Annotated in this window: 19 protein-coding genes; 9 read left to right on the forward strand and 10 right to left on the reverse strand. The window is 42.9% G+C overall.

Annotation, left to right across the window (positions count from 1 at the left end):
* Window positions 1-117: 117 nt before the first annotated feature.
* From odhB to sdhC, 6 genes are all read right to left on the reverse strand, one after another.
* The gene (gene odhB / locus P3L37_RS14140; protein WP_004909074.1) at window positions 118-1,329 is read right to left on the reverse strand and encodes a 2-oxoglutarate dehydrogenase complex dihydrolipoyllysine-residue succinyltransferase; all 1,212 of its coding nucleotides are present in this window, start codon (window positions 1,327-1,329) and stop codon (window positions 118-120) included.
* A 14-nt stretch (window positions 1,330-1,343) separates the two neighbouring features.
* On the reverse strand, window positions 1,344-4,157 hold the full coding sequence (gene sucA / locus P3L37_RS14145) for a 2-oxoglutarate dehydrogenase E1 component (RefSeq protein ID WP_004909072.1): 2,814 nt from the start codon (window positions 4,155-4,157) through the stop codon (window positions 1,344-1,346).
* 496 nt (window positions 4,158-4,653) lie between these two features.
* Window positions 4,654-5,370, reverse strand: coding sequence for a succinate dehydrogenase iron-sulfur subunit (locus P3L37_RS14150; RefSeq protein ID WP_004256824.1), 717 nt, complete (start codon window positions 5,368-5,370; stop codon window positions 4,654-4,656).
* Window positions 5,371-5,405: 35 nt separating this feature from the next.
* Window positions 5,406-7,172 (reverse strand): succinate dehydrogenase flavoprotein subunit, encoded by a 1,767-nt coding sequence (gene sdhA / locus P3L37_RS14155; protein ID WP_004909067.1) that lies wholly within the window; start codon window positions 7,170-7,172, stop codon window positions 5,406-5,408.
* Complete coding sequence (gene sdhD / locus P3L37_RS14160; RefSeq protein ID WP_036947812.1) at window positions 7,173-7,517, reverse strand: succinate dehydrogenase membrane anchor subunit; 345 nt, start codon at window positions 7,515-7,517, stop codon at window positions 7,173-7,175.
* Complete coding sequence (sdhC, locus tag P3L37_RS14165) at window positions 7,511-7,900, reverse strand: succinate dehydrogenase cytochrome b556 subunit (RefSeq protein ID WP_004909059.1); 390 nt, start codon at window positions 7,898-7,900, stop codon at window positions 7,511-7,513. Before sdhC ends, sdhD begins: the two co-directional genes overlap by 7 nt.
* Window positions 7,901-8,570: 670 nt before the next feature.
* Here sdhC and P3L37_RS14170 point away from each other — a divergent pair.
* On the forward strand, window positions 8,571-9,857 hold the full coding sequence (locus tag P3L37_RS14170) for a citrate synthase (RefSeq protein WP_004909058.1): 1,287 nt from the start codon (window positions 8,571-8,573) through the stop codon (window positions 9,855-9,857).
* Between the two features lie 84 nt (window positions 9,858-9,941).
* Here the strand turns inward: P3L37_RS14170 and P3L37_RS14175 are convergent, their stop codons facing one another.
* Window positions 9,942-10,703: an AraC family transcriptional regulator gene (locus P3L37_RS14175; protein WP_110732272.1), complete on the reverse strand. Its 762-nt coding sequence runs from the start codon at window positions 10,701-10,703 to the stop codon at window positions 9,942-9,944.
* A 132-nt stretch (window positions 10,704-10,835) separates the two neighbouring features.
* Here P3L37_RS14175 and P3L37_RS14180 point away from each other — a divergent pair, with 132 nt between their 5' ends.
* Window positions 10,836-11,963: a multidrug effflux MFS transporter gene (locus tag P3L37_RS14180; RefSeq protein ID WP_109912829.1), complete on the forward strand. Its 1,128-nt coding sequence runs from the start codon at window positions 10,836-10,838 to the stop codon at window positions 11,961-11,963.
* Between the two features lie 291 nt (window positions 11,964-12,254).
* Here the strand turns inward: P3L37_RS14180 and P3L37_RS14185 are convergent, their stop codons facing one another.
* The gene (locus P3L37_RS14185; protein WP_004909053.1) at window positions 12,255-12,998 is read right to left on the reverse strand and encodes a type 2 GTP cyclohydrolase I; all 744 of its coding nucleotides are present in this window, start codon (window positions 12,996-12,998) and stop codon (window positions 12,255-12,257) included.
* 199 nt (window positions 12,999-13,197) lie between these two features.
* On the reverse strand, window positions 13,198-13,404 hold the full coding sequence (locus tag P3L37_RS14190) for a YbfA family protein (RefSeq protein ID WP_004909050.1): 207 nt from the start codon (window positions 13,402-13,404) through the stop codon (window positions 13,198-13,200).
* A gap of 444 nt (window positions 13,405-13,848) precedes the next feature.
* On the opposite strand from P3L37_RS14190, the gene kdpF reads away from it, so the two are divergent.
* The 7 genes from kdpF to P3L37_RS14220 all read left to right on the forward strand — a co-directional run bounded on the left by kdpF (window position 13,849) and on the right by P3L37_RS14220 (window position 22,215).
* The gene (gene kdpF, locus P3L37_RS21420) at window positions 13,849-13,938 is read left to right on the forward strand and encodes a K(+)-transporting ATPase subunit F (protein WP_071524535.1); all 90 of its coding nucleotides are present in this window, start codon (window positions 13,849-13,851) and stop codon (window positions 13,936-13,938) included.
* Window position 13,939: 1 nt separating this feature from the next.
* Complete coding sequence (kdpA, locus tag P3L37_RS14195; protein ID WP_222959882.1) at window positions 13,940-15,643, forward strand: potassium-transporting ATPase subunit KdpA; 1,704 nt, start codon at window positions 13,940-13,942, stop codon at window positions 15,641-15,643.
* Between the two features lie 13 nt (window positions 15,644-15,656).
* On the forward strand, window positions 15,657-17,720 hold the full coding sequence (gene kdpB / locus P3L37_RS14200) for a potassium-transporting ATPase subunit KdpB (RefSeq protein ID WP_109912832.1): 2,064 nt from the start codon (window positions 15,657-15,659) through the stop codon (window positions 17,718-17,720).
* A gap of 10 nt (window positions 17,721-17,730) precedes the next feature.
* Entirely contained in the window at window positions 17,731-18,324 is a 594-nt protein-coding gene (gene kdpC / locus P3L37_RS14205) for a potassium-transporting ATPase subunit KdpC (protein ID WP_109912833.1), read from the forward strand.
* A gap of 8 nt (window positions 18,325-18,332) precedes the next feature.
* Window positions 18,333-21,020, forward strand: a complete 2,688-nt coding sequence (kdpD, locus tag P3L37_RS14210) for a two-component system sensor histidine kinase KdpD (protein WP_109912834.1) — start codon at window positions 18,333-18,335, stop codon at window positions 21,018-21,020.
* Window positions 21,021-21,036: 16 nt separating this feature from the next.
* Window positions 21,037-21,723 (forward strand): two-component system response regulator KdpE, encoded by a 687-nt coding sequence (gene kdpE, locus P3L37_RS14215; protein WP_004909034.1) that lies wholly within the window; start codon window positions 21,037-21,039, stop codon window positions 21,721-21,723.
* A gap of 96 nt (window positions 21,724-21,819) precedes the next feature.
* On the forward strand, window positions 21,820-22,215 hold the full coding sequence (locus P3L37_RS14220) for a DUF5329 family protein (RefSeq protein WP_272667334.1): 396 nt from the start codon (window positions 21,820-21,822) through the stop codon (window positions 22,213-22,215).
* A 216-nt stretch (window positions 22,216-22,431) separates the two neighbouring features.
* Here the strand turns inward: P3L37_RS14220 and glnS are convergent, their stop codons facing one another.
* Entirely contained in the window at window positions 22,432-24,099 is a 1,668-nt protein-coding gene (gene glnS / locus P3L37_RS14225) for a glutamine--tRNA ligase (RefSeq protein ID WP_004909016.1), read from the reverse strand.
* Window positions 24,100-24,149 lie beyond the last annotated feature (50 nt).

Raw genomic sequence — 24,149 nt, forward strand, 5'->3', positions numbered from 1 at the left:
ATTGAGTCTGAAGAGGCGTTTATTCGCCTCCTGCAATTGTTACTGATTTAGCAACCCGCGAACGGGCTGCATCGGTTACTTCAGACCGGACAAGTTGTACCCTGCCCTGTTATGTTGCTATACGTCCAGCAGTAAACGAGTTGGATCTTCCAGCATATCTTTGATAGCGACTAAGAAGCCAACTGACTCACTACCATCGATTAAACGGTGGTCGTAAGACAGTGCTAAATACATCATAGGAAGAATCTCTACCTTACCATTTACAGCCATAGGGCGGTCTTTAATCGCATGCATGCCTAAAATCGCGCTCTGTGGTGGGTTAATGATAGGTGTAGACATCAGAGAACCGAATACGCCACCATTAGTGATAGTGAAGTTACCGCCACTTAAGTCTTCAACAGTTAATTTACCATCACGACCTTTGACAGCCAGTTCTTTAATTTTCTTCTCGATATCAGCCATGCTCATTGCATCGACATCACGTAGAACAGGTGTTACCAGACCACGTGGTGTTGAAACTGCAATACTAATATCGAAATAGTTATGGTAAACCACATCATCGCCATCGATAGAAGCATTCACTTCTGGGTAGCGTTTCAGTGCTTCAACAGCAGCTTTCACATAGAAAGACATAAAGCCTAAACGAACACCATGACGTTTTTCGAATACTTCGCCATATTGTTTACGTAAGTCTTTGATTGGTTGCATATTGACTTCGTTAAACGTCGTCAACATTGCAGTGGTGTTTTTCGCTTCTAACAGACGCTCTGCGATACGTTTACGTAAACGCGTCATTGGAACACGTTTTTCGCTACGATGCGCTAAAGGCGCTTGTGGCGCTTCTGGTGCTTTCGCCGCAGGTGCCGCAGATTTATTTGCCGCTAAATGTTTTTCAACATCTTCGCGAGTTAAACGTCCACCAACGCCAGTCCCTTTGATATCCGCAGGGTTTAAATCGTGCTCTGCAATTAAACGGCGAATAGCTGGGGTCAGCGCATCGTTGCTTTCTGTTTCTAGACTTGCAGTTTGACGTTGTGCAGGTGTTGATTCTTGTGCTTCTTTCACTTCAGCAGGAATACCAGTGCTGTCGCCTAAACGAATGCGCCCCAGTAATTGCTTAGATAATACCGTTGCACCTTCATCTTCAACGATAGCTTCTAAAACACCCGCTTCGCTTGCAGGAACTTCTAATACGACTTTATCTGTTTCGATCTCAACCAGTACTTCATCACGCTGAACACTGTCACCTGGTTTTTTATGCCATGTGGCAACCGTAGCATCTGCAACGGACTCAGGAAGATCGGGAACAAGAATTTCTACGCTACTCATTTTCTATCCTTTAATTATTCAATGTTCAAAGCGTCATTAACCAGGGCTTTTTGTTGTTCCTGGTGTACGGACGTATAGCCAACTGCTGGAGATGAAGAAGCAGCTCGACCTGCATAACGTAAAGTTGCCCCTGCTGGGATAGCTTCACGGAAGTTATGTTGACTGCAATACCAAGCACCTTGGTTTAATGGCTCTTCTTGACACCATACAAAGTCTTTTACATCAGTAAATTGCGCCAACGCTTTTTGAATGTCTTCGTGTGGGAACGGATATAGCTGTTCGATACGCACGATAGCAACGTCAGTTTGTTCATTCTTACGACGTTGTTCTAACAGATCGTAATAGACTTTCCCTGAACACATAACGACGCGTTTCACATTTTTCGGATTGATTTCATCGATTTCACCGATAACTGGCTCAAATGTACCATTTGCCAATTCTTCCATGCTAGAGACCGCTAATGGGTGACGTAGCAGAGATTTTGGTGACATCACAATCAGAGGACGACGCATGCCACGTAAGGCTTGGCGACGTAACATGTGGTAAACCTGAGCAGGTGTTGACGGAACACACACTTGCATGTTTTGGTCAGCACACAGTTGCAAGTAACGCTCTAAACGTGCAGATGAGTGCTCTGGACCCTGACCTTCATAACCATGAGGCAGTAACATGACCAGACCACACATACGACCCCATTTTTGCTCACCAGAGCTAATGAATTGGTCGATAACCACTTGAGCACAGTTAGCGAAGTCACCAAATTGTGCTTCCCAGATAGTCAATGCACGAGGTTCTGTGGTTGCATAACCATATTCGAATGCTAATACGGCATTTTCAGTCAGAACAGAGTCCCAAACATTAAACACGCCTTGGCCATTATGAATATTTTGCAGTGGAACATAAACTGAACCATTCGTTTGGTTGTGGACCACTGCATGACGGTGGAAGAATGTACCACGGCCCGCATCTTCACCCGATAAACGAACAGGAATACCTTCATCAACCAATGTTGCGTACGCTAAAGTTTCAGCTGCACCCCAGTCGAGAAGCTTTTCACCTTTCGCCATTTCGGCACGGTCTGCATAAATTTTCTCAACACGAGATTGCGCAACCACGCCCTCTGGAATGGTACTAACTTTAGTTGCCAGTTCAGTTAAGCGTTTAATATCAACGGTTGATTTATATGATGCATCCCATTCATGGTTTAAATATGGAGCCCATGTGTATGAATTCAGACCCATTTCACGGTACTCTTCAACCACACAGTTACCTGCATCTAGCGCATCGCGATACAGATTGACCATTTCAGTGACATCATTAGCACTTAACACATTTTCTGCAATTAAACGGTCTGCATAAATTTTACGTGGTGTTGGGTGCTGCTTGATTTTTTGATACATCACTGGCTGAGTTGCACTTGGCTCATCCGCTTCGTTATGGCCATGGCGGCGATAACATACTAAATCAATCATAACATCGCGTTTGAACGTGTTACGGAAATCCAGTGCCAAACGAGTTACAAATGCCACTGCTTCAGGGTCATCTGCATTCACGTGGAAAATTGGGGCCTGCACCATCTTCACGATATCTGTGCAGTATTCTGTAGAACGGGTGTCTTTCGGGTTAGAAGTGGTAAAACCAATTTGGTTGTTAATTACGATACGCACCGTACCGCCGACTTCATAACCACGTGCTTGTGACATATTCAACGTTTCTTGCACAACACCTTGGCCAGTTACTGCGGAGTCACCGTGAATAGTAATAGGCAGAACCATGTTGCTACGGCCTTCATCTAAACGGTCACGACGAGCACGTACTGAACCAATAACCACAGGGCTAACAATTTCAAGGTGAGATGGGTTAAATGCCAATGCTAAGTGAACACGAGAGCCTGCGGTTTCAAAGTCAGAAGAGAAACCTTGGTGATATTTAACGTCACCCGCACTAGAGTGGTCTTTATGTTTACCCGCGAATTCATCAAATAATTCGCCCGGTTTTTTACCTAAGATATTAACTAAAACGTTTAAACGACCACGGTGAGCCATACCTAAAACAACTTCACGGGTATCTTGCTTGCCTGCGTGGTGGATTAAATCTTTCAGCATTGGGATCAGTGAATCACCACCTTCCAATGAGAAACGCTTGGCGCCTGGGAATTTAGCCCCAATGTAACGCTCAAGCCCTTCAGCCGCGGTTAATTCAGCTAAGAAGCGTTTTTTCTCTTCTACTGAGAAGATCTTAGAAACGTCAACAGACTCAAGACGTTGTTGGATCCAACGTTTTTCTTCTGTATTCGTGATATGCATATATTCAGCACCGATAGAACCGCAATAAATACGTTTCAGGTGCTCATATAGCTCACTAAGCTTCATGGTTTCTTTGCCAATAGCAAATGAACCCACGTTGAATGTTTCGTTGAAGTCTTCTTTCGTCAGGTTGTGGAATGCTGGGTCTAAATCTGGAACAGATTCACGTTTCCAAAGACCTAACGGGTCAAGATTCGCATTTTGGTGCCCGCGGAAGCGGAACGCATTGATTAATTGCAAAACTTTAACTTGTTTTGCGTCGATAGCTGGATCGCTAACAGAGGTGTGATAACGTGTAGAGTCTTTTGCTAAGCGACGGAAGTAATCGCGCGCTTGGGAGTGGAATTGTTCGCCGCTAGTGCCTAATGCTGCACCAGGGAGTTGCTCAAAAATTGCTTTCCACTCGGCATCGACAGAGTTAGGGTCAGTCAGATAATCTTCATAGAGCTGTTCTATATAAGTCTGGTTCGCGCCTGCCAGAAAGCTTGAATCCAGCCAGTCCTTCATTACGCCGTTCTGCATTGTGATCCCTTAAGCTATTAAAGCTTTAGTTTTCGCCGTGGTTAACTAATCGCCGCATTTAAGCGACCTCGATAAAGGTTCTCTTGGACGTGCTTTATGCATGTTCTCTCTTTGGGAGGCCCTTTATCAGTAAGGGTTTCCCTTTTAAGGAACCTTTAAAAACTGGCTGCGGTTTTTAAAGGCCCCTATGCTTGGGCTGTCGTCTTCATCTTTTGCAGTTGGCTATTTTTTCTACTTTTTACTGTTACTTTCTTTGCTTTCACTTTTTTACGCTTTTGTAATGACAACGTTTTAATAAATACTACTTTTTATGGGTGACAATGTTACTTTCTGATGCTCATTGTTGGTATTTCGTTTTCGCGCTTTTGTGAGCTTCCGCGCATTAAAATCATGTCATTGTTTTTACTTTACGCGTTTCTTTTAACTTATGTTTTTATTTTGTGCTATTTCCATTTTAACCCACAGCACCTGAGCACTGCGGGTTAAATATTCATCATTAAGCGCTATGTTTTAGTAACATAGATTTAATATGACCAATAGCTTTCGTTGGATTTAGTCCTTTAGGGCATACATTGACACAATTCATGATGCTATGACAGCGGAAGACACTAAAAGCGTCGTTCAGATCATCTAATCGTGAATCGGTTTCAGTATCACGGCTATCAATTAAGAAGCGATACGCTGCCAACAAGCCTGCAGGCCCGATAAACTTGTCCGGATTCCACCAGAAAGATGGGCAAGAAGTCGAACAACAAGCACATAAAATACACTCATATAAACCATCGAGTTTTTCACGTTGTGCAGGAGTTTGTAAATTCTCACGCGCCGGTGGATTCTTGTTATCATTAATGAGATATGGACGAATTTTTTCGTATTGGGTATAGAATTGTGTCATGTCGATAATCAGGTCACGCACAACAGGCAGACCCGGCAATGGACGAATGACAATTTTCTTCCCACCACGGATTAAAGCAGATAATGGCGTAATACATGCCAACCCGTTTTTACCGTTCATGTTCAGACCATCAGAACCGCACACCCCTTCACGACAAGAACGACGGAAGGATAATGTTGGATCTTGCTCTTTGATTTGGATTAACGCATCCAGCAACATCATGTCACGCCCTTCAGGAACTTCTAGCGTGTAATCTTGCATACGAGGTGCGTTGTCCACATCAGGATTGTAGCGATAAATCGAAAATTGTAATTTCATAGTTTATTTCTCCGCAACTGGATTAACACCACGCATTAGTAGGTACGAATTTTCGGTGGGAAGGCTTCACGCAGTTTTGGCTGCATGTTGACTTCACGACGCGTCATCGTTTCAGATTGCGGTAAATATAATGAGTGACATAACCAATTCGCATCGTCTCGCTCTGGGTAGTCAAAGCGGCTATGCGCACCACGACTTTCTGTACGGAAGTTTGCAGCTTGAGCAGTTGCATAAGCCGTTTCCATCAGGTTATCCAGTTCTAAACATTCGATACGCTGAGTATTAAATTCAGTCGAGGTATCATCAAGACGCGCATTTTGTAGACGTTCACGAATCACTTTCAGCTCTTCTAAGCCTTTCGCCATCGCATCACCTTCACGGAATACCGAGAAGTTATGCTGCATACAGGTTTGCAGTGCTTTACGGATTTCAGTTGGGTCTTCGCCAGTACGAGCACCTTCCCAACGGTTAAAGCGAGTCATCGCTGCATCGATATCAGATTCAGACGCATCACGCATTGAACCTTGTTCCATGATGGACTCTTTCAAATGCAGACCCGCTGAACGACCAAATACGACTAAGTCGAGAAGTGAGTTACCGCCTAAACGGTTAGCGCCATGTACAGATACACAGGCAATTTCACCGACAGCAAACAGACCCGGAATAACTTCATCTTCGCCATTTTCGTTATAACGAATAGCTTGACCAGTGACTTTAGTCGGAATACCGCCCATCATGTAGTGACAAGTAGGAATAACTGGAATTGGCTCTTTGATTGGGTCAACGTGAGCAAAGGTGCGAGATAACTCAAGAATACCCGGTAAACGTGATTCCAGAACTTCTTTTCCTAAGTGATCCAGTTTCAGTTTGGCATGTGGGCCCCATGGACCATCACAACCACGACCTTCACGGATTTCAATCATAATAGAACGTGCGACAACATCACGACCCGCAAGGTCTTTTGCGTTCGGCGCATAGCGCTCCATGAAGCGTTCACCGTCTTTGTTCAACAGATAACCACCTTCACCACGGCAGCCTTCAGTGACGAGAACACCTGCACCTGCGATACCTGTTGGGTGGAATTGCCACATTTCCATATCTTGTAGTGGAACACCTGCGCGAGCAGCCATCCCTACGCCATCACCCGTATTGATGTGTGCGTTAGTAGTTGATTGGTAAATACGACCAGCACCACCGGTTGCTAAAATAGTGGCTTTCGCTTTGAAATAAACCAGCTCACCTGTTTCCATACAAATTGCAGTACAACCTACGATATCGCCATCTTGGTTTTTAACTAAATCAAGGGCATACCATTCAGAAAAAATGGTTGTGTGGTTTTTTAAGTTCTGCTGATACAAAGTATGTAACAGTGCGTGGCCAGTACGGTCAGCCGCAGCCGCAGTACGTGCAGCTTGCTCACCACCGAAGTTTTTAGACTGACCACCAAATGGACGTTGATAAATACTTCCGTCATCAAGACGAGAGAATGGCAACCCCATATGCTCTAATTCGAGGATAGCCTCTGGCCCTGTTTTACACATATATTCAATCGCATCTTGGTCACCGATGTAGTCGGAACCTTTCACGGTATCGTACATGTGCCATTCCCAGTTATCAGGGTGAGTATTACCTAAAGCAACAGTAATACCGCCTTGTGCTGATACAGTATGAGAACGGGTTGGGAAGACTTTTGACAGAAGTGCGCAAGATAGGCCCATCTGTGAAATTTGTAATGCGGCACGCATACCTGCGCCACCCGCACCGATAACGATAGCGTCAAACTCTCTGATTGGCAGATTCATTTATGCACCCCACACAACAATTGTTCCGTAAATTAAATAAGCCAACAGACCTACAACGATAGCCAGCTGCAATACTAAACGAATTGCTAAAGGTTTAACGTAGTCAGTCAGCACTTGCCACATGCCAATCCACGCATGGACAAGAATCGAGAACAAGGTGAGGATTGTGAATACTTTCGTCACAGAAGAGGCGAAAAAGCCACGCCAGACTTCATAGGTAATGTCGTTAATAGCAACAAAACCAACAATGTAGAGTACGTAGAGTACGATGACAATCGCAGAACCACGGATTAATAGCCAGTCCTGGATACCAGTACGGCCTAAAGCTGAAGCATTACTTACCATACTAAAATCCCCGCCAGAATTGCTAAAATCACGGTAATGACAAATGTAATTTTTGCAGATGAGTTACCAGCAGCAAGCGTTTCATCAACACAACCGAAATCCATTAGCATATGACGAATACCACCACAGATGTGGTAAGCCAAAGCAGTCAAGATGCCCCAAAGAATGAACTTAGCAAAAAAGCCAGTCATTATTTCAGACGCGTATTGAAAACCTTCTGGAGAGGAGAGAGATGTCCCTAACAACCAAAGCAGAATACCAACTGCGATGAGAGTAATGACGCCAGAGACACGGTGCAAGATCGAAGATATTGCAGTGATCGGGAAGTGAATCGTCTGCAAATCAAGGTTGACAGGTCTTTGTTTTTTCACAATTTTGCCCACACAGCTCTTTATTATTTTCCATCCTCCGGACCTGGGGTGGAAATCAGACAGCGACAGGGGTACAAAATGCAACTTAACACAAACTCTAATCCATCATGTTTAAATAAAGTTGCATACTGATCACGCTGGGAACTCCTACTACAGGGTAATCCGGAGACCTGCCGCTAGTATAAAGTCTTCACAATGCCATTACAATTCCCACACAAAATGTTTGGAGACATTTAGCCCGAACAGTGAGAAGGATCACGATTTAAACATTTTGTATAAATGTGCTTATCTTATTTGACAATGATTCAACATTTATCTTACATATAGGTCTGGCAGAATTATCTTAACGGTGCTGTTTACCCTTCATCGGAAAAGAAAAAACGTGAATGTTGCAATGTTAAATACTCTTCAATTTGAACTATGATGGGTATTAATAACAAAAGTTATGAAAGTTGTTCCTCTTACCACAAATAATGATATTGTAGGGAAAACAACAAAAAGAACATAACATCTACACACTCATAAACAACCTAATTACATTGTCGTCGGTCTCAGATTTCAGGTTTTATGTGATAGCGAGCTGATTTCCAAAGCATACCGGTAGAACAATGCACGAAGACACAGTATAACGCTGAGCTTCTGGGTTGTTGGGTGTCGATTATCAAGCGCTAAGGAGACCGTAATGGCTGATAACAAAGCTAAGCTAACGACTGGTAGTAAGGGTGATATTGACCTAGATATTTTAAGCCCAACGATTGGTCAAGACGTTATCGATGTCCGAACTTTAGGTTCTAAAGGGTTCTTTACCTACGACCCTGGTTTTACTTCTACTGCATCCTGTGAATCAAAAATCACCTATATCGATGGTGATCAAGGCATTCTGTTGCACCGTGGTTTCCCTATCGATCAACTCGCCACTGAAGCCTCTTATCTCGAAGTTTGTTATATCCTGCTATACGGTGAAGCACCGACTCAAGAACAATATGACGTATTTAAAAATACGGTGACTCGCCATACAATGATCCATGAGCAAATTACACGCATGCTTAATGGTTTCCGCCGTGACTCACACCCGATGGCCGTTTTATGTGGTGTTACGGGGGCATTAGCCGCGTTCTATCACGATGCGTTGGATGTTAACAACCCACGTCACCGTGAAATTACGGCTTATCGCCTGCTGTCAAAAATGCCAACAGTTGCAGCGATGTGTTACAAATATTCAATTGGCCAACCTTTTGTTTATCCACGTAATGACCTGTCATACGCGGGTAATTTCTTGCACATGATGTTCTCTACACCCTGTGAAGAATACACGGTTAATCCTGTTTTAGAGCGCGCAATGGATCGTATTTTGATTCTGCACGCTGACCACGAGCAAAACGCCTCAACATCTACAGTTCGTACTGCGGGTTCATCTGGTGCAAACCCATTTGCTTGTATCGCAGCGGGTATTGCATCACTGTGGGGGCCTGCTCATGGTGGTGCTAACGAAGCTTGCTTGCGTATGTTGGAAGAAATCCAAACCGTCGAGCACATCCCAGCATTTATCGAGCGCGCTAAAGACAAAAATGACTCTTTCCGCTTAATGGGCTTCGGCCACCGTGTTTATAAAAACCATGACCCACGTGCAACAGTAATGCGTGAAACTTGCCATGAAGTTCTAAACGAACTTGGCCTGAATGACAGCTTGCTAGAAGTCGCAATGGAGCTGGAACGTATCGCATTAAACGACCCGTACTTCATTGAGAAAAAACTGTACCCGAACGTTGACTTCTATTCAGGTATCATCTTGAAAGCAATGGGTATTCCTTCTTCAATGTTTACTGTTATTTTTGCCATTGCACGTACTATTGGCTGGATTGCACATTGGAATGAAATGCACGATGACGGCTTGAAAATTGCTCGCCCTCGTCAGTTGTACACGGGTTATGATAAACGTGAATTCAACTCAGAATTAGCAAAAAAATAATATTTAATTAAATCTACCCCTACACATGCTAAGGCCTCGAATTTTCGGGGCTTTTTTCATTTTTGTTTACCTAAGTTATCTAGCTTACTGCTGTTGATATTCCTTTGGTGTCATCCCGCTCATTTTGCGGAAAAAACTAATAAATGCGCTATCGCTTGTTAGACCAAGTTCTTGAGTAATATAGTGATAGGGTTTTTCTTGTGCGAGTAATTCAATCGCTTTAATGTAACGCCATTGTTGACGCCATGCTTGATAATTCATTCCTGTTTCTTTAAAAAAAATCCGGGTAATCGTCTTCTCACTCGCCCCAACAGTTTGTGCTAATTGGTTTAAATTTGGAGGTAATTGTTCGATATCAACCCCTTTAAAACGCCTATCTTGCGGTAATGGTAGCAGTGTTGGCTCTAAAGTTGCACTTTGTAACTCATCGATAAATACGGGCAATAAATTAGCTAAATTCCCTTGTTGCCAATCACTATCAAATGGCGCAATCGCAATACGTTCAAGTACTTCTCTCAATAAGGATGAAATGCTTAATATCATCACTTCATTCCCTATTCTGTCAGCGTATTCTTGCGCTAAATAAACCGAACGGTAACCCACTGATGCCCGCATTTGAGCCCGATGAAGAACAAATGGTGGGATCCAAGCCACTCTTCCCGGAGGAAGTAAAGACAAACGATTTTCCAGTGAAATTCGTATACATCCTTGTTGTGTAAAAAGAAGTTGTCCCATTTCATGTTTATGAAAGCCAGAGTCATGCTGCCCCATTTTTGCTGCAATTCCCAATACTGGCGAGCGGTACCAGTGAGTTTGAAATTCATCTGTTTGATTTAGCCAAGCCATAATGTCTCTTTTTTGATATTTATAGTCTTTATTATTGTAATAAGACAATAAAAATAACACTAAACTGCCTGCCATTGAATCGTTGTATCTAATTAGACCCTTTATTTTTAGTAGATTGGCAGGAAAAAAAGTATGAAACACCCTCTTTCATTATGGCTTGCTGTTGCCTTGATGATGTTTCCACAAATTGTGGAGACCATATACAGCCCCGCACTCACTGATATCGCCAGTGCTTTCTCAGTAAATGCGGAACAAGCTTCACAAACGCTGTCGCTTTATTTCTTTGCTTTTGCATTAGGCGTGGTGTTTTGGGGGCGTATGTGTGACACCTTAGGGCGCCGCCCGACGATTCTGGCGGGTTTATTGATATATGGTATTGCGTCTATTGGCGCGTTATTTGTCACACATTTTTATTTATTATTACTAATGAGAATGTTGTCAGCCTTTGGCGCTGCCGTAGGTTCAATTGGTACACAAACCGCCATGCGCGATAGCTACCAAGGCCATGAATTAGCAAAAGTTTTCTCTATTATGGGCGTTGCTTTGGCTATCAGCCCTGCTTTAGGGATGTTATCTGGTGCTGGACTCGTTAATTTTGGCGGTTACCGAACCGTTTTTATCGGCTTAGCGATTTTAGCTGTGGTGCTTTTTCTCTGGTCAATCTGTCGTTTACCCGAGACTAAGCCTAAAACCGTGACTCACATCTCATTTATTAAGACATTTTTACGCATGATCGCAGATAAAGAAATTGTTAGAAATGTGATCTTGATAGCATTTTTCAACATTAATTTATTTAGCTATTATCAGCTGGCACCATTCAGTTTTGAACAATTAATGCTCACTCAACAACAGTTTGGATTAACTGGGATTTTATTAGCACTTGGAGTCGGTTTAGGTTCGATATCAAATCGCTATTTATTGGCTAAAAAACACACATCTGAACAACTTGTTAAGCTTGCCAGCCTCATTTCATTGGTGAGTGGTTGTTTAGTTTTTGTGCTAATGGATTCAATTTGGTTTGTTTTACCCGTTATTGGCATTGTTATTGGTTATGGAATTGCGATCCCGAACATACTTGCCCATGCATTAAACCGTTATGGTGAGCAAAAAGGCACCGCCGGCGCCATTTTAGGGTTATTTTACTACATCGGGCTCGCCATTGGTTTGATGGTTGCAGGTTGGAGCCAGCACTTAGGTTTAGTGTTAACTATTTCAAGTGCAGTATTGGTTTTCGCATCGTTAAAATACCGAACCCAATAGCTATTTTTATTTTTATTTTTATTTTCAATAGATTATAAATATTCTAAGTATTTCGAATCACCGCTAGGCGGCAAAAGAGTGAAGCCCTAGGAACATACACAAGTATGTGACTAGGGTTCGTGAATGCAGCCAACAACGCTTTGATGTAAAAGGCGGCAAAAATTTAATTCTCTAAATAGTTCGAGTTGTGGCTAGGCGGCGAATAAGGGTATCTTGGGGAGCATACAAAAGTATGTGACCCAAGTAGCCGAGTGAAGCCAACACAGCCACAGTTCGAAATATGACGAGAATTTAGGCAGGGTTATCGATATCGATAAACTCCGCATCTAACCCATGTTCATCTACAAGCCACTTAGTCAGCGCTTTAATCCCATAACGTTCCGTTGCGTGATGCCCTGCACTGTAGAAATGGATCCCCATTTCCCTTGCTATATGAATGGTTTGTTCAGAAACTTCCCCTGTTACAAAGGCATCTACACCAAATTCAGCCGCTTGTAGGATGAAGCCTTGCCCTCCCCCTGTACACCATGCGATTTGACGAATTTCTTCTTTTGCATTATCACCACAATGTAAGACTTTACGACCAAGGCGAGTTTCTAAACGAGACGTTAACTCTGAAGGAGTAATCGGTTGATCAAAAAAACCAAATGGCATTAATGGGTCGATTTGGCCATTTACCTGCACCCCCATAATATAAGCAAGTTGTGTATTATTGCCTAATTGATGATGTGCATCTAATGGAAGGTGATAACCATACAGGTTGATATCATTCGCTAATAATGTTTTTAAGCGATTTCTCTTCATTCCTTTGATAATGGCGGGCTCATTTTTCCAAAAATAGCCATGATGAACAATGATGGCATCGGCTTTCTTTTCAACGGCAACATCCAATAATGCTTGGCAAGCTGTCACACCGGTGATGATTTTATGTACATGTGGTCGCCCTTCAACTTGCAATCCATTCGGTGCAAAATCTTGGAACTCACTAACTTTCAATTCGTCATTAATGATTTCTTCTAATCTTAAGTTATGCATTATGTTGTCCTTTTTACTGCACAGCTAAACGGTTTATCCACCAGTTTGAACGTAATTGACTGATAATCAATAAGCATAAACGGAAACATGATTTTTTTCTGTGTTATTTGAAGTATATAGAATAAAAATAGGCGGGATTAAAAACAAAACCCCCACAATTCAATATTGCAGGGGTTATTACTCACCATTAAGCACTAAATTAACGATGGCCTTCTAGGGTTGTTTCTGAACGTTCTAGCCAAACAGGTTTATCACTGGTTTTTGCCCAAACCTTATGTAAATGACTATAAAACTTTGCTCTTTTTGGATAAAAAACCATAACCGGAAACGCAATAATGCCAGCTGTTACAGCGGCAGTGCGGCGTGCAAGTACCTGATTACGGGAATATTCGCGATATGTGGACATCGGTATCCTCCTTCAGTTGCCACTTTATTTGTCGATTCCAGCTTTGCTCTATCATTCCCCATTAACACACATTTCCCATTAACACAGTAGTAAAGAGCGACTAAAACCGGACAGATAATATGAAATATATTGACTGTAGATAGGATATCGCAAATTGTGTAATAAAACTACTCATCTGACCACTTAATCTGTAAATTTTTCTAAAAAATCTGCTCATTCCGTATTTTTATTACATTTTTTAACCAATCAATGTTTTAATTATACATTTAAATCACAATAATTTAACAAACAAGGCCGTACGCCGCTTTCTCTATTAAGCTCTCTATTTTTGCTAAATAAACAGCCATTTTTATACTTTTTTTACACCCTACCCGTGCTTTTTATCAGCTTCTTTACAGCGAACTCTTTAGCCTTATCACATGGAAATAATAAGGAGAAAATACTGTGTCATTACTTTCCATTATTGGGGCAGTTCTCGTTGTTTTACTGCTGACGTATCTGATTTATGCCCTGCTTAACGCGGAGGATTTCTGATATGACTACCACCACATTGCTATTTTTAGGTAGTTTTTTACTGTTCTTATTCATCTTAGCAAAGCCTTTAGGCAATGCTATTGCTCGGTTAATCGACAATGATATACCTCATCGGTTAGCAAGCAGTGAGTCCTTACTTTGGCGTTTAACCGGTGTCAAACAGCCAGGAAGAGACATGGCTGAGATGAATTGGAAACAATATGCCTTAGCGATTGTATTATTTAATCTTTTAGGTTTTATTTTATTATTCGTTATCTTAATCTGCCAAGGCCGTTTGCCCCTTAACCCTCAACACTTTGAAGGGATGAGCTGGGATTTATCCTTTAATACCGCCGTTAGTTTCATTACTAATACTAACTGGCAAGCTTATAGCGGCGAAAATACATTAAGTTATTTGAGCCAAATGGCCGGGTTGACGGTACAAAACTTCCTTTCCGCAGCGACAGGTATTGCCGTTGCTTTCGCAATTATTCGCGCTTTTTCACACCATGGTAGTAAAACTGTCGGTAATGCGTGGTTAGATATTTACCGAATTACGGTGTATTTACTCTTTCCTTTAGCGATTATTTTTGCATTATTTTTTGTCAGCCAAGGGGTTATTCAAAATTATTCCAGTTATTTACTTATTCACCCTTTAGATAACAGTGAACAACTATTGCCGATGGGGCCAGTAGCTTCCCAAGAAGCGATAAAATTGCTCGGCACCAATGGTGGCGGCTTCTTTGGCGCTAACTCATCACATCCTTTTGAAAACCCAACCGCACTGAGTAATTTTGTGCAAATGTTTGCTATTTTCCTGATCCCTACTGCACTTTGCTTTGCTTTTGGTCGTGCAGTTGGTAACAACAAACAAGGCCATACTTTACTCTGGGTTATGGGGATCATTTTTGTGGTTGCCGCCATCGTTGTGGTTAAGGCTGAATATGTGGGAAACCCATTTTTAACCGAACTACATGCCACTAGCTCTGCCAATATGGAAGGAAAAGAGAGCCGCTTTGGGATTGTTGGTTCTGCTTTGTTTGCTGTCGTTACCACTGCCGCATCTTGCGGAGCAGTTAACGCCATGCATGACTCCTTTACCGCAATGGGCGGAATGGTACCGATGTGGTTAATGCAAATTGGTGAAGTGGTCTTTGGTGGCGTTGGTTCCGGCTTATACGGTATGTTGCTGTTTGTGCTACTCGCTGTCTTCCTTGCTGGACTTATGATTGGTCGTACGCCTGAATACCTCGGTAAAAAAATCGAAGTTCGAGAAATGAAAATGGTGGCACTGGCGATTTTAGTCACCCCAACCTTAGTGCTACTTGGTACCACTCTTTCATTAATAACCGAAGCGGGCCGTGCAGGAATTTTAAACCCTGGAGCGCATGGGTTTAGTGAAGTGTTATACGCCTTTTCTTCTGCGGCTAATAATAACGGTAGCGCTTTTGCTGGGCTCAGCGCTAACACTCCGTTTTACAATGTGCTACTTGCCATTACGATGTTTATAGGCCGCTTTGGTGTCATTCTTCCTGTCTTGGCTATCGCAGGTTCCATGGCCAATAAGAAACCCCAAGCCAAAAGCCATGCCACATTGCCGACAACTGGCCCATTATTTATTGGCTTACTGGTTTTCACCGTACTTCTCATTGGCGCACTGACCTTTGTACCCGCTCTTGCATTAGGCCCTATCGCTGAGCAATTACACATTGGTTTTGCCGGATAATGAGGAAAAAAAAATGAAAAACAAGCAAACTAAATTATTCAATAATCAATTAATTAAACAATCCATTATTGAATCTATCAAAAAATGTACACCACAAGCACAATGGCGTAACCCAGTCATGTTTGTAGTTTTTATTGGCAGTATTATCACCACGTTACTCTGGTTAGCGATGGTAACGGGTTACACACAAGGCAGTGCTTGGTTCAGCGGAATGATCACCCTTTGGCTGTGGTTCACGGTTATTTTTGCCAACTTTGCAGAAGCGCTTGCTGAAGGGCGAAGTAAAGCACAAGCTCAAAGCTTAAAAGGCGTAAAGCAACAAAGTAGCGCAACGCGGCTAGCGTCTGCCTCATTGGAGGCGAACCAAGATATCGTGAGTTCAGATCAGTTACGTAAAGGCGATATTGTGTTGATCCGTGCCGGAGAAACCATTCCTTGCGATGGCGAAGTCATCGAAGGTGGTGCTTCCGTGGATGAAAGTGCCATCACGGGGGAATCCGCTCCCGTGATCCGCGAATCTGGTGGTGATTTCTCTTCAGTGACAGGCGGAACTCGCGTACTTTCCGATTGGCTGATAGTCGAGTGTACCGTCAATCCCGGTGAAACCTTCTTAGATAGAATGATTTCCATGGTTGAAGGCGCACAACGCCGTAAAACCCCCAATGAAATCGCGCTCACTATTTTATTAACTGCACTGACTATTATCTTTGTGTTAGTTTGTGCCACCTTGTACCCATTCACCGTTTTTGCCGCAGAGCATGCAGGCGCAGGCAGTGCCGTTTCTATTTTAGTGTTAATAGCGTTATTAGTGTGCTTAATTCCAACAACCATCGGTGGCTTACTTTCATCTATTGGTGTGGCAGGGATGAGCCGCATGCTAGGAGCAAATGTAATTGCCACCAGCGGCCGTGCTGTAGAGGCAGCAGGTGATGTCGACGTTCTATTACTTGATAAAACGGGGACCATTACACTGGGAAACCGCCAAGCCTCTGAATTTTTACCGCTAACAGGTATTACAGAGCAGCAACTGGCGGATGCTGCACAACTATCGTCTTTAGCGGATGAAACCCCAGAAGGACGCAGTATTGTGGTCTTGGCAAAACAAAAATTTAATTTACGTGAAAGAGATATTCATGCCCTGAATGCAACTTTTGTTCCTTTCTCCGCAATGACACGTATGAGTGGTGTCAATATTGGCGAGCGAATGATCCGCAAGGGCTCTGCGGATGCCATCCGCCGTTATATCGAAGCCAATCACAGTAAATTTCCTGTCGAAGCGGATCAACTGGTCGAAAAAGTAGCCCATTTAGGCGGAACGCCACTTGTGGTGGTTGATAATAAAACGGTTTTAGGTGTCGTAGCATTAAAAGATATCGTCAAAGGGGGCATGAAAGAACGCTTCGCCCAAATGCGTAGTATGGGCATCAAAACGGTGATGATCACCGGAGATAACCATTTAACAGCAGCCGCAATTGCAGCCGAAGCAGGCGTCGATGATTTTCTTGCAGAAGCGACACCAGAAGCCAAACTGGCGTTGATCCGCCAATATCAATCTGAGGGTCGCTTAGTTGCTATGACCGGTGACGGCACCAACGATGCGCCAGCACTCGCGCAAGCGGATGTCGCAGTCGCAATGAACTCAGGTACCCAAGCCGCAAAAGAAGCCGGTAACATGGTGGATTTAGACTCCAACCCAACCAAACTGATTGAAGTGGTGCATATTGGTAAACAAATGCTAATGACCCGTGGCTCATTAACCACCTTCAGTATTGCTAATGATATTGCTAAATATTTTGCCATTATCCCTGCCGCTTTTGCCGTAACATGGCCACAGTTAAATGCGTTAAATATTATGCAATTACATTCACCCGCATCCGCTATCCTTTCTGCCGTTATCTTCAACGCATTGATTATTATCTTCTTGATCCCCCTCGCCATTAAAGGGGTCAACTATCGCCCAATGAGCTCTCAATCATTATTGCAACGTAATTTAGGCATATATGGCTTAGGCGGGTTAATTGTGCCATTTGTTGGGATCAAACTGATTGATCTGCTTATTAGTCTCTTTGGAATATAAGGAATTGATTATGAATATGATCCGTTCGTCGATGATTATGTTATTTATACTCACCATTTTTACAGGTATTGCTTACCCATTAATGGTGACTGGCCTCGCTAATATTTTTTTTCCATGGCAGGCTCACGGTTCTTTACTCACACAAGATGAGCGCATTGTTGGTTCTGCCTTAATCGGGCAAAATGTGGGTAATATTCGCTATTTTCACGGTCGCCCCTCAGCAACTGTCGATATCCCCTACAATACCTTAGCTTCTGGTGGAAGTAATTTGGCTGTCAGTAACCCATTATTACAACAAACGATGGCAGAGCGTAGCGAACAACTGCGCGCAGAGAACCCCGATGCAGGTAATGCCATCCCAGTAGATTTACTCACGTCTTCCGCCAGTGGCTTAGACCCCAATATTTCTATTGATGCAGCGTTATACCAAGCTCCACGTATTGCAAAAAGCAGGCAAATTCCATTAGATACAGTAAAATCATTGATAGAAACGCATACTGAACAGGCATTGTTGCCCTTTTTAGGTGAACCCGTCATTAATGTGCTAAAACTGAACTTAGCACTTGATGAATATCAACAACAAATAAACAGTCAAACTCACTAGGGGCTGTGATGGACAATCAAGAACCTATTCGCCCTAACCCTGATGAACTCTTGGTCAAAGCCAATGAAATTGGGCGTGGCAAATTAAAGATTTTTTTCGGTGCCTGTGCTGGTGTTGGAAAAACGTATGCCATGCTGCAAGAAGCACAGAGACTCAGAGCTCAAGGGCTAGATGTGCTGATTGGCGTAGTAGAAACCCATGAAAGAGAAGAAACGGCCGCGCTACTTGACGGCCTTTCTCTGTTGCCACCTAGGCGCATAACTCATCACGGTCGCCGCCTAAATGGTTTCGATATTGACGCAGCAATTGCTAGGCATCCAGCCATAATTTTAATGGATGAATTAGCATTTAGTAACCCCCATGGCAGCCGCCACCCTAAACGTTGGCAAGATGTCGAAGAACTCCTTGATGCCGGAATTGACGTACTGACAACCATCAACGTTCAACACATTGAAAGCCTGAATGACATCGTGGGAAGTATTACAGGTATTCGCGTACGTGAAACAGTTCCAGATCATATTTTTGATGCAGCTGATGAGGTGGTATTAGTTGATCTTCCTCCTGACGACCTACGACAACGCCTTAAAGAAGGCAAAGTGTATATACCGGGGCAAGCCGAACGCGCTATTGAGCATTTTTTCCGCAAAGGAAACTTAATTGCACTGCGTGAGCTGGCTCTTCGGCGTACTGCTGACCGGGTTGATGACCAGATGCGTGAATTTCGTGATGGTAAAGGCCAAGCCCCCGTATGGCACACTCGCGATGGGCTCTTGCTATGCATTGGCCATAATACCGGAAATGAAAAATTAGTCCGTACTGCCGCACGACTTGCTGCAAAATTCGGTAGTGTCTGGCATGCTGTTTATGTTGAAACTCCCTCACTTCATCAGCTACCTGAAACCCAGCGTAGAGCTATCTTAAAAGCGTTGCGTCTTGCTCAAGACTTAGGTGCAGAAACAGCAACTTTATCCGACCCTTCGGAAGAAAAAGCGATATTACGTTATGCCCGAGAACATAATTTAGGGAAGATATTGATTGGTCGGCGTAATAAAGTAAACAAATGGTTTAAGCTCAATTTACGTCCCGGTTTTGCCGATCGTCTTGGTAAGCTCGGCCCTGATCTGGATTTAGTGATCGTCGCACTTGAAGAGAAAAGTGAGTGGGACAAAGAACCAGAAAGAAAGCCGTTCTCTGAAAAATGGCGATCGGATATGAATGGCTATTTAATGGCTATTGTGATGTGTGCTGCTATCACCTTATTTTCGCGCACCTTTTTATTGGCCCTCGATAAAGCCAACCTCGTGACACTCTATCTATTAGGTGTCGTGTTAATCGCATTATTTTATGGCCGACGCCCCTCTGTCTTCGCCGCTCTGGTCAACGTGATCAGTTTTGACCTGTTCTTTGTTCAACCCCATTTCTCCCTTGCTATCATGGATATGCAATATTTAGTCACGTTTACAGTGATGCTAATTGTGGGGGTTGTTGTGGGGAATTTAACTGCAGGTATGCGCTACCAAGCTCGTATCGCTCGGTATCGAGAGCAGCGAACACGTCACCTATATGAAATGACAAAAGAATTAGGACAAGCTATCACGACTGATGATATTGGGAGAACTGGGTACCATTTCCTTAATAATGCATTTCAAGCCAAAAGCTGCTTACTGCTCCCCGATGAAAACGACCAGTTATCACCATTAAAATGTGAAGGCCACAGTGAAATGCTGATTGATAAAGCCATTGCTAAATGGTGTTTTGATAAGCGGCAACCCGCCGGTGCTGGTACGGATACACTACCAAGCGTTCCCTATCAATTGCAACCTATCATCACTGCCGATCAAACCCTTGCCGTTCTTGCCATTGAACCAAGAAACATGCGCCAGTTATTGATCCCAGAACAGCAACGCATGCTGCAAACCTTTACAGGACTGATTGCGAGTGCTCTTGCACGTCTGCAGCTGACAAAACAAGCTGAATCAGCCAAATTAGATATTGAACGAGAACAACTAAGAAACTCCTTACTTGCCGCACTGTCTCATGACCTAAAAACACCGCTCACCGTTTTATTCGGCCAAACCGAAATCTTAATGTTGAATTTGTCTGCGGAAAAATCACCACTAACAGAACAAGTGAACCAAATGCGCCAGCAAGTACTTAGCACTTCGCGCTTGGTGAATAATTTACTGGATATGGCTCGCTTACAATCTGGCAGTATTCAGCCCAATTTAGCGTGGGAATCACTGCAAGAAATTACCAGTAGTGCTGTTAGAACCTTAGATTACACCTTACACAGCCATCCTTTAGAAATTGATATTCCAGCAGACTTACTACTTTATTGTGATGCTAACTTGATTGAACGGGTGCTAATCAACCTATTAGAAAATGCCGTAAAATACAGTCATGACGATACCCCGATTGGTATTCGAGCTACAGTTGAAGGGCAAAAAATTCATATTGAAATATGGGATGCCAGCAATGCGATTCCAAACGGACAAGAAAAAACCATTTTTGATAAATTTTCTCGGGCGCAAAAAGAGTCCGCAATTCCAGGAGTTGGCTTAGGGCTCGCCATTTGTCGTGCTATTATTCAGTTACATGAAGGCGAAATTTGGGCGCAAAATAATAATAAAGGTGGAGCGAGTTTCCATTTTGTCTTACCTTTAAAGCAACTACCTGATATCGAAGTAGAAACATAAAAGGATTAACAATATTGTGAGTACTAGCCATCAAATTCTGGTTGTTGAAGATGAAAAAGAAATCCGCCGCTTTGTTCGTTTAGCGCTGGAAGGTGAAGGCTGGAAGGTATTTGAGGCGGAAAATTACCAACGCGGCCTCATTGAATCCGGTACGCGACAACCTGATTTGTTAATTTTAGACCTTGGCTTACCCGATGGTGATGGGCTTGATTTAATTCGTGATCTACGTCAGTGGAGTAGTATTCCGATTATTGTTTTATCCGCTCGTGAAGAAGAATCACAAAAAGTGGCAGCATTGGATGCAGGTGCTGATGATTACCTCACAAAACCCTTCGGAATTAGTGAGTTACTGGCTCGAGTTAGAGTGGCTTTACGGCGCTTCGGCAAAGCCACTCAAGAAAACTCAAAATGCCAGTTTGGGGATATTACCATCGACTTTATTAATCGTGTCGTGACCAAACAAAATGAAGAACTTCATCTAACCCCGATTGAATTTCGTTTACTCAGTGAACTCGTGGCTAACAGCGGTAAAGTATTAACTCAGAGGCACTTATTACTGCAAGTCTGGGGGCCTAATTATGTGGAACATAATCATTACTTACGCATCTACATGGGCCATCTACGGCAAAAATTAGAAAATGACCCAGCACGCCCTATTCACTTATTAACCGAAACAGGAATTGGTTATCGGTTTATGCCTTAACAGATGACCATTTATTGAATTCTAGGAATCTTACCGATAGTTTAAATTAAAAGACTGCTTATAATTTACTCACCTTTTTTCTATGGAGAGAAATTCGTGCAATCACTCACAGCCCAACTATCAAACCGTTTTTCATCTGCTTTAGTCCTTTTTTTAAGTGTTTTTGTGACTACTCAAGCCCTTGCGTTAAGCCCTGAAGAAAAAATGCGTACTGAATCATTATTAGCTGAGCTTGGTAAACAACAAAACCTTACTTTTACACGTAATGGCACTGAATATTCTGCCACTGACGCAGAGTCTCATTTGCGATTAAAACTGCGTAAAACAGAAAAACGTCTCAAAACTGTAGAACAATTTATTGATAACGTAGCTTCAAAATCGTCCATTACTGGCGAAGAGTATCAAGTTAAAGATGCGCAAGGTAATGTGACTTCCGCGAATGAATATCTGCATGAATTATTAAAAGAAAAAGTGGATAGCAAATCCAAATAGGTTCTTCAGATTTTGTAGGCTTTGTAGATTACTATAAAAAACGCTGACATTTATTTGTCAGCGTTTTTTGTGCTAATACTCGATCTGGCCCCTAAATAATTTGTACCACAGGTAGGCGGCAAATTAAGTTATCCCGTGAGCATACATAAGTATGTGACTCGAGTAACTTAATGAAGCCAACACCCCTGTGGTGCAAAGTATGACGGGGACATCAAATTAAGAATTTTCGAGTTTCGCCCAAGTATCACGCAACCCCACAGTCCGGTTAAAGACTAAATGTTCTGCACTACTTAACTTGTTATCCGCACAGAAATAGCCTTCGCGTTCAAACTGATACGCTTTTTCTGCCACGGCATTTTTCAGGCTCGGCTCAACAAAACCTTGACGAATAACCAGTGAATCTGGATTGATAACCGATAAGAAATCGTCTTCTGCACCTGGGTTTGGCACAGTGAATAAACGGTCATACAGACGAATTTCTGCAGGTAATGCGTGAGCGACACTTACCCAATGAATAACGCCTTTCACTTTACGGCCATCTGCTGGGTCTTTATTTAATGTGCCTGCATCATAAGTACAGTAGATGGTTGTGATGTTACCATCTGCGTCTTTTTCAACACGCTCTGCTTTAATAATGTATGCATTACGCAAACGAACTTCTTTGCCTAATACTAAACGCTTATATTGGCGGTTCGCTTCCTCACGGAAATCTGCACGGTCGATATAAATTTCATTGCTAAATGGCACTTGGCGCGTTCCCATCTCCGGTTTATTTGGATGGTTTGGCGCTGTTAAAATCTCTTCACCCGCTGGCATGTTTTCAATCACCACACGAACTGGGTCAATAACCGCCATAGCACGTGGTGCTGACTCATTCAGATCATCACGAATACAGGACTCTAAAGAGGCCATTTCAACGTTGTTGTCTTGTTTTGTCACACCAATACGTTGGCAAAATTCACGGATAGAGGCTGCAGTATAACCACGACGGCGTAAGCCTGATATGGTTAACATACGAGGGTCATCCCAACCATGCACGTGTTTTTCAGTGACTAATTGGTTTAATTTACGCTTAGACATCACCGTGTATTCCAAATTCAGACGAGAAAACTCGTACTGACGTGGATGGCAATCAATGGTGATATTGTCTAATACCCAATCATATAAACGACGGTTGTCTTGGAATTCTAAGGTACATAAAGAGTGTGTAATACCTTCTAATGCATCAGAAATACAATGCGTGAAGTCATACATTGGGTAAATGCACCATTTATTGCCAGATTGGTGATGTTCCGCAAATTTAATGCGATATAAAACCGGGTCGCGCATCACCATAAATGGGGATGCCATATCGATTTTCGCACGTAAACACGCTTTTCCTTCTTCGAAGCCACCCGCACGCATTTTTTCGAATAATGCTAAGTTATCTTCAATAAGGCGCTCACGGTATGGGCTATTTTTACCCGGCTCTTTCAATGTTCCACGATATTCGCGAATTTGATCTGGGCTGAGCTCGTCAACGTAAGCTAAGCCTTTTTTGATCAGCTCAATTGCATATTGATACAAGGTATCAAAGTAGTCAGAGGAATAGCGAACATTACCGCTCCACTCAAAACCAAGCCATTTAACGTCTTCTTGAATCGAGTTAACGTATTCGACATCTTCTTTTACAGGGTTGGTATCATCAAAACGTAAATTACATTGGCCTTGATAATCCTTGGCAATGCCAAAATTCAAGCAGATTGATTTCGCATGACCAATATGTAAATAGCCATTCGGTTCAGGTGGAAAACGCGTATGCACTGACGTGTGTTTTCCGGTCGCCAGATCTTCATCTATGATCTGACGGATAAAATTTGTTGGGCGAGCATCTGCCTCATTCATTGTCATCATTCCTCAATGCCAAAAGCGCGCTAAAAGCGTGTAGTAACTAA

This window comes from Providencia sp. PROV114 (genome assembly GCF_032704305.1).
GTDB classification, from domain to species: Bacteria; Pseudomonadota; Gammaproteobacteria; order Enterobacterales; family Enterobacteriaceae; genus Providencia; species Providencia rettgeri.

What these genes read in the sequence shown, in the direction of transcription:
- odhB (WP_004909074.1), bottom strand. Translation starts at nt 1,329, where the DNA reads ATGAGTAGCGTAGAAATTCTTGTTCCCGATCTTCCTGAGTCCGTTGCA.
- sucA (WP_004909072.1), bottom strand. Translation starts at nt 4,157, where the DNA reads ATGCAGAACGGCGTAATGAAGGACTGGCTGGATTCAAGCTTTCTGGCA.
- P3L37_RS14150 (WP_004256824.1), bottom strand. Translation starts at nt 5,370, where the DNA reads ATGAAATTACAATTTTCGATTTATCGCTACAATCCTGATGTGGACAAC.
- sdhA (WP_004909067.1), bottom strand. Translation starts at nt 7,172, where the DNA reads ATGAATCTGCCAATCAGAGAGTTTGACGCTATCGTTATCGGTGCGGGT.
- sdhD (WP_036947812.1), bottom strand. Translation starts at nt 7,517, where the DNA reads ATGGTAAGTAATGCTTCAGCTTTAGGCCGTACTGGTATCCAGGACTGG.
- P3L37_RS14170 (WP_004909058.1), top strand. Translation starts at nt 8,571, where the DNA reads ATGGCTGATAACAAAGCTAAGCTAACGACTGGTAGTAAGGGTGATATT.
- P3L37_RS14175 (WP_110732272.1), bottom strand. Translation starts at nt 10,703, where the DNA reads ATGGCTTGGCTAAATCAAACAGATGAATTTCAAACTCACTGGTACCGC.
- P3L37_RS14180 (WP_109912829.1), top strand. Translation starts at nt 10,836, where the DNA reads ATGAAACACCCTCTTTCATTATGGCTTGCTGTTGCCTTGATGATGTTT.
- P3L37_RS14185 (WP_004909053.1), bottom strand. Translation starts at nt 12,998, where the DNA reads ATGCATAACTTAAGATTAGAAGAAATCATTAATGACGAATTGAAAGTT.
- P3L37_RS14190 (WP_004909050.1), bottom strand. Translation starts at nt 13,404, where the DNA reads ATGTCCACATATCGCGAATATTCCCGTAATCAGGTACTTGCACGCCGC.
- kdpA (WP_222959882.1), top strand. Translation starts at nt 13,940, where the DNA reads ATGACTACCACCACATTGCTATTTTTAGGTAGTTTTTTACTGTTCTTA.
- kdpB (WP_109912832.1), top strand. Translation starts at nt 15,657, where the DNA reads ATGAAAAACAAGCAAACTAAATTATTCAATAATCAATTAATTAAACAA.
- kdpC (WP_109912833.1), top strand. Translation starts at nt 17,731, where the DNA reads ATGAATATGATCCGTTCGTCGATGATTATGTTATTTATACTCACCATT.
- kdpD (WP_109912834.1), top strand. Translation starts at nt 18,333, where the DNA reads ATGGACAATCAAGAACCTATTCGCCCTAACCCTGATGAACTCTTGGTC.
- glnS (WP_004909016.1), bottom strand. Translation starts at nt 24,099, where the DNA reads ATGAATGAGGCAGATGCTCGCCCAACAAATTTTATCCGTCAGATCATA.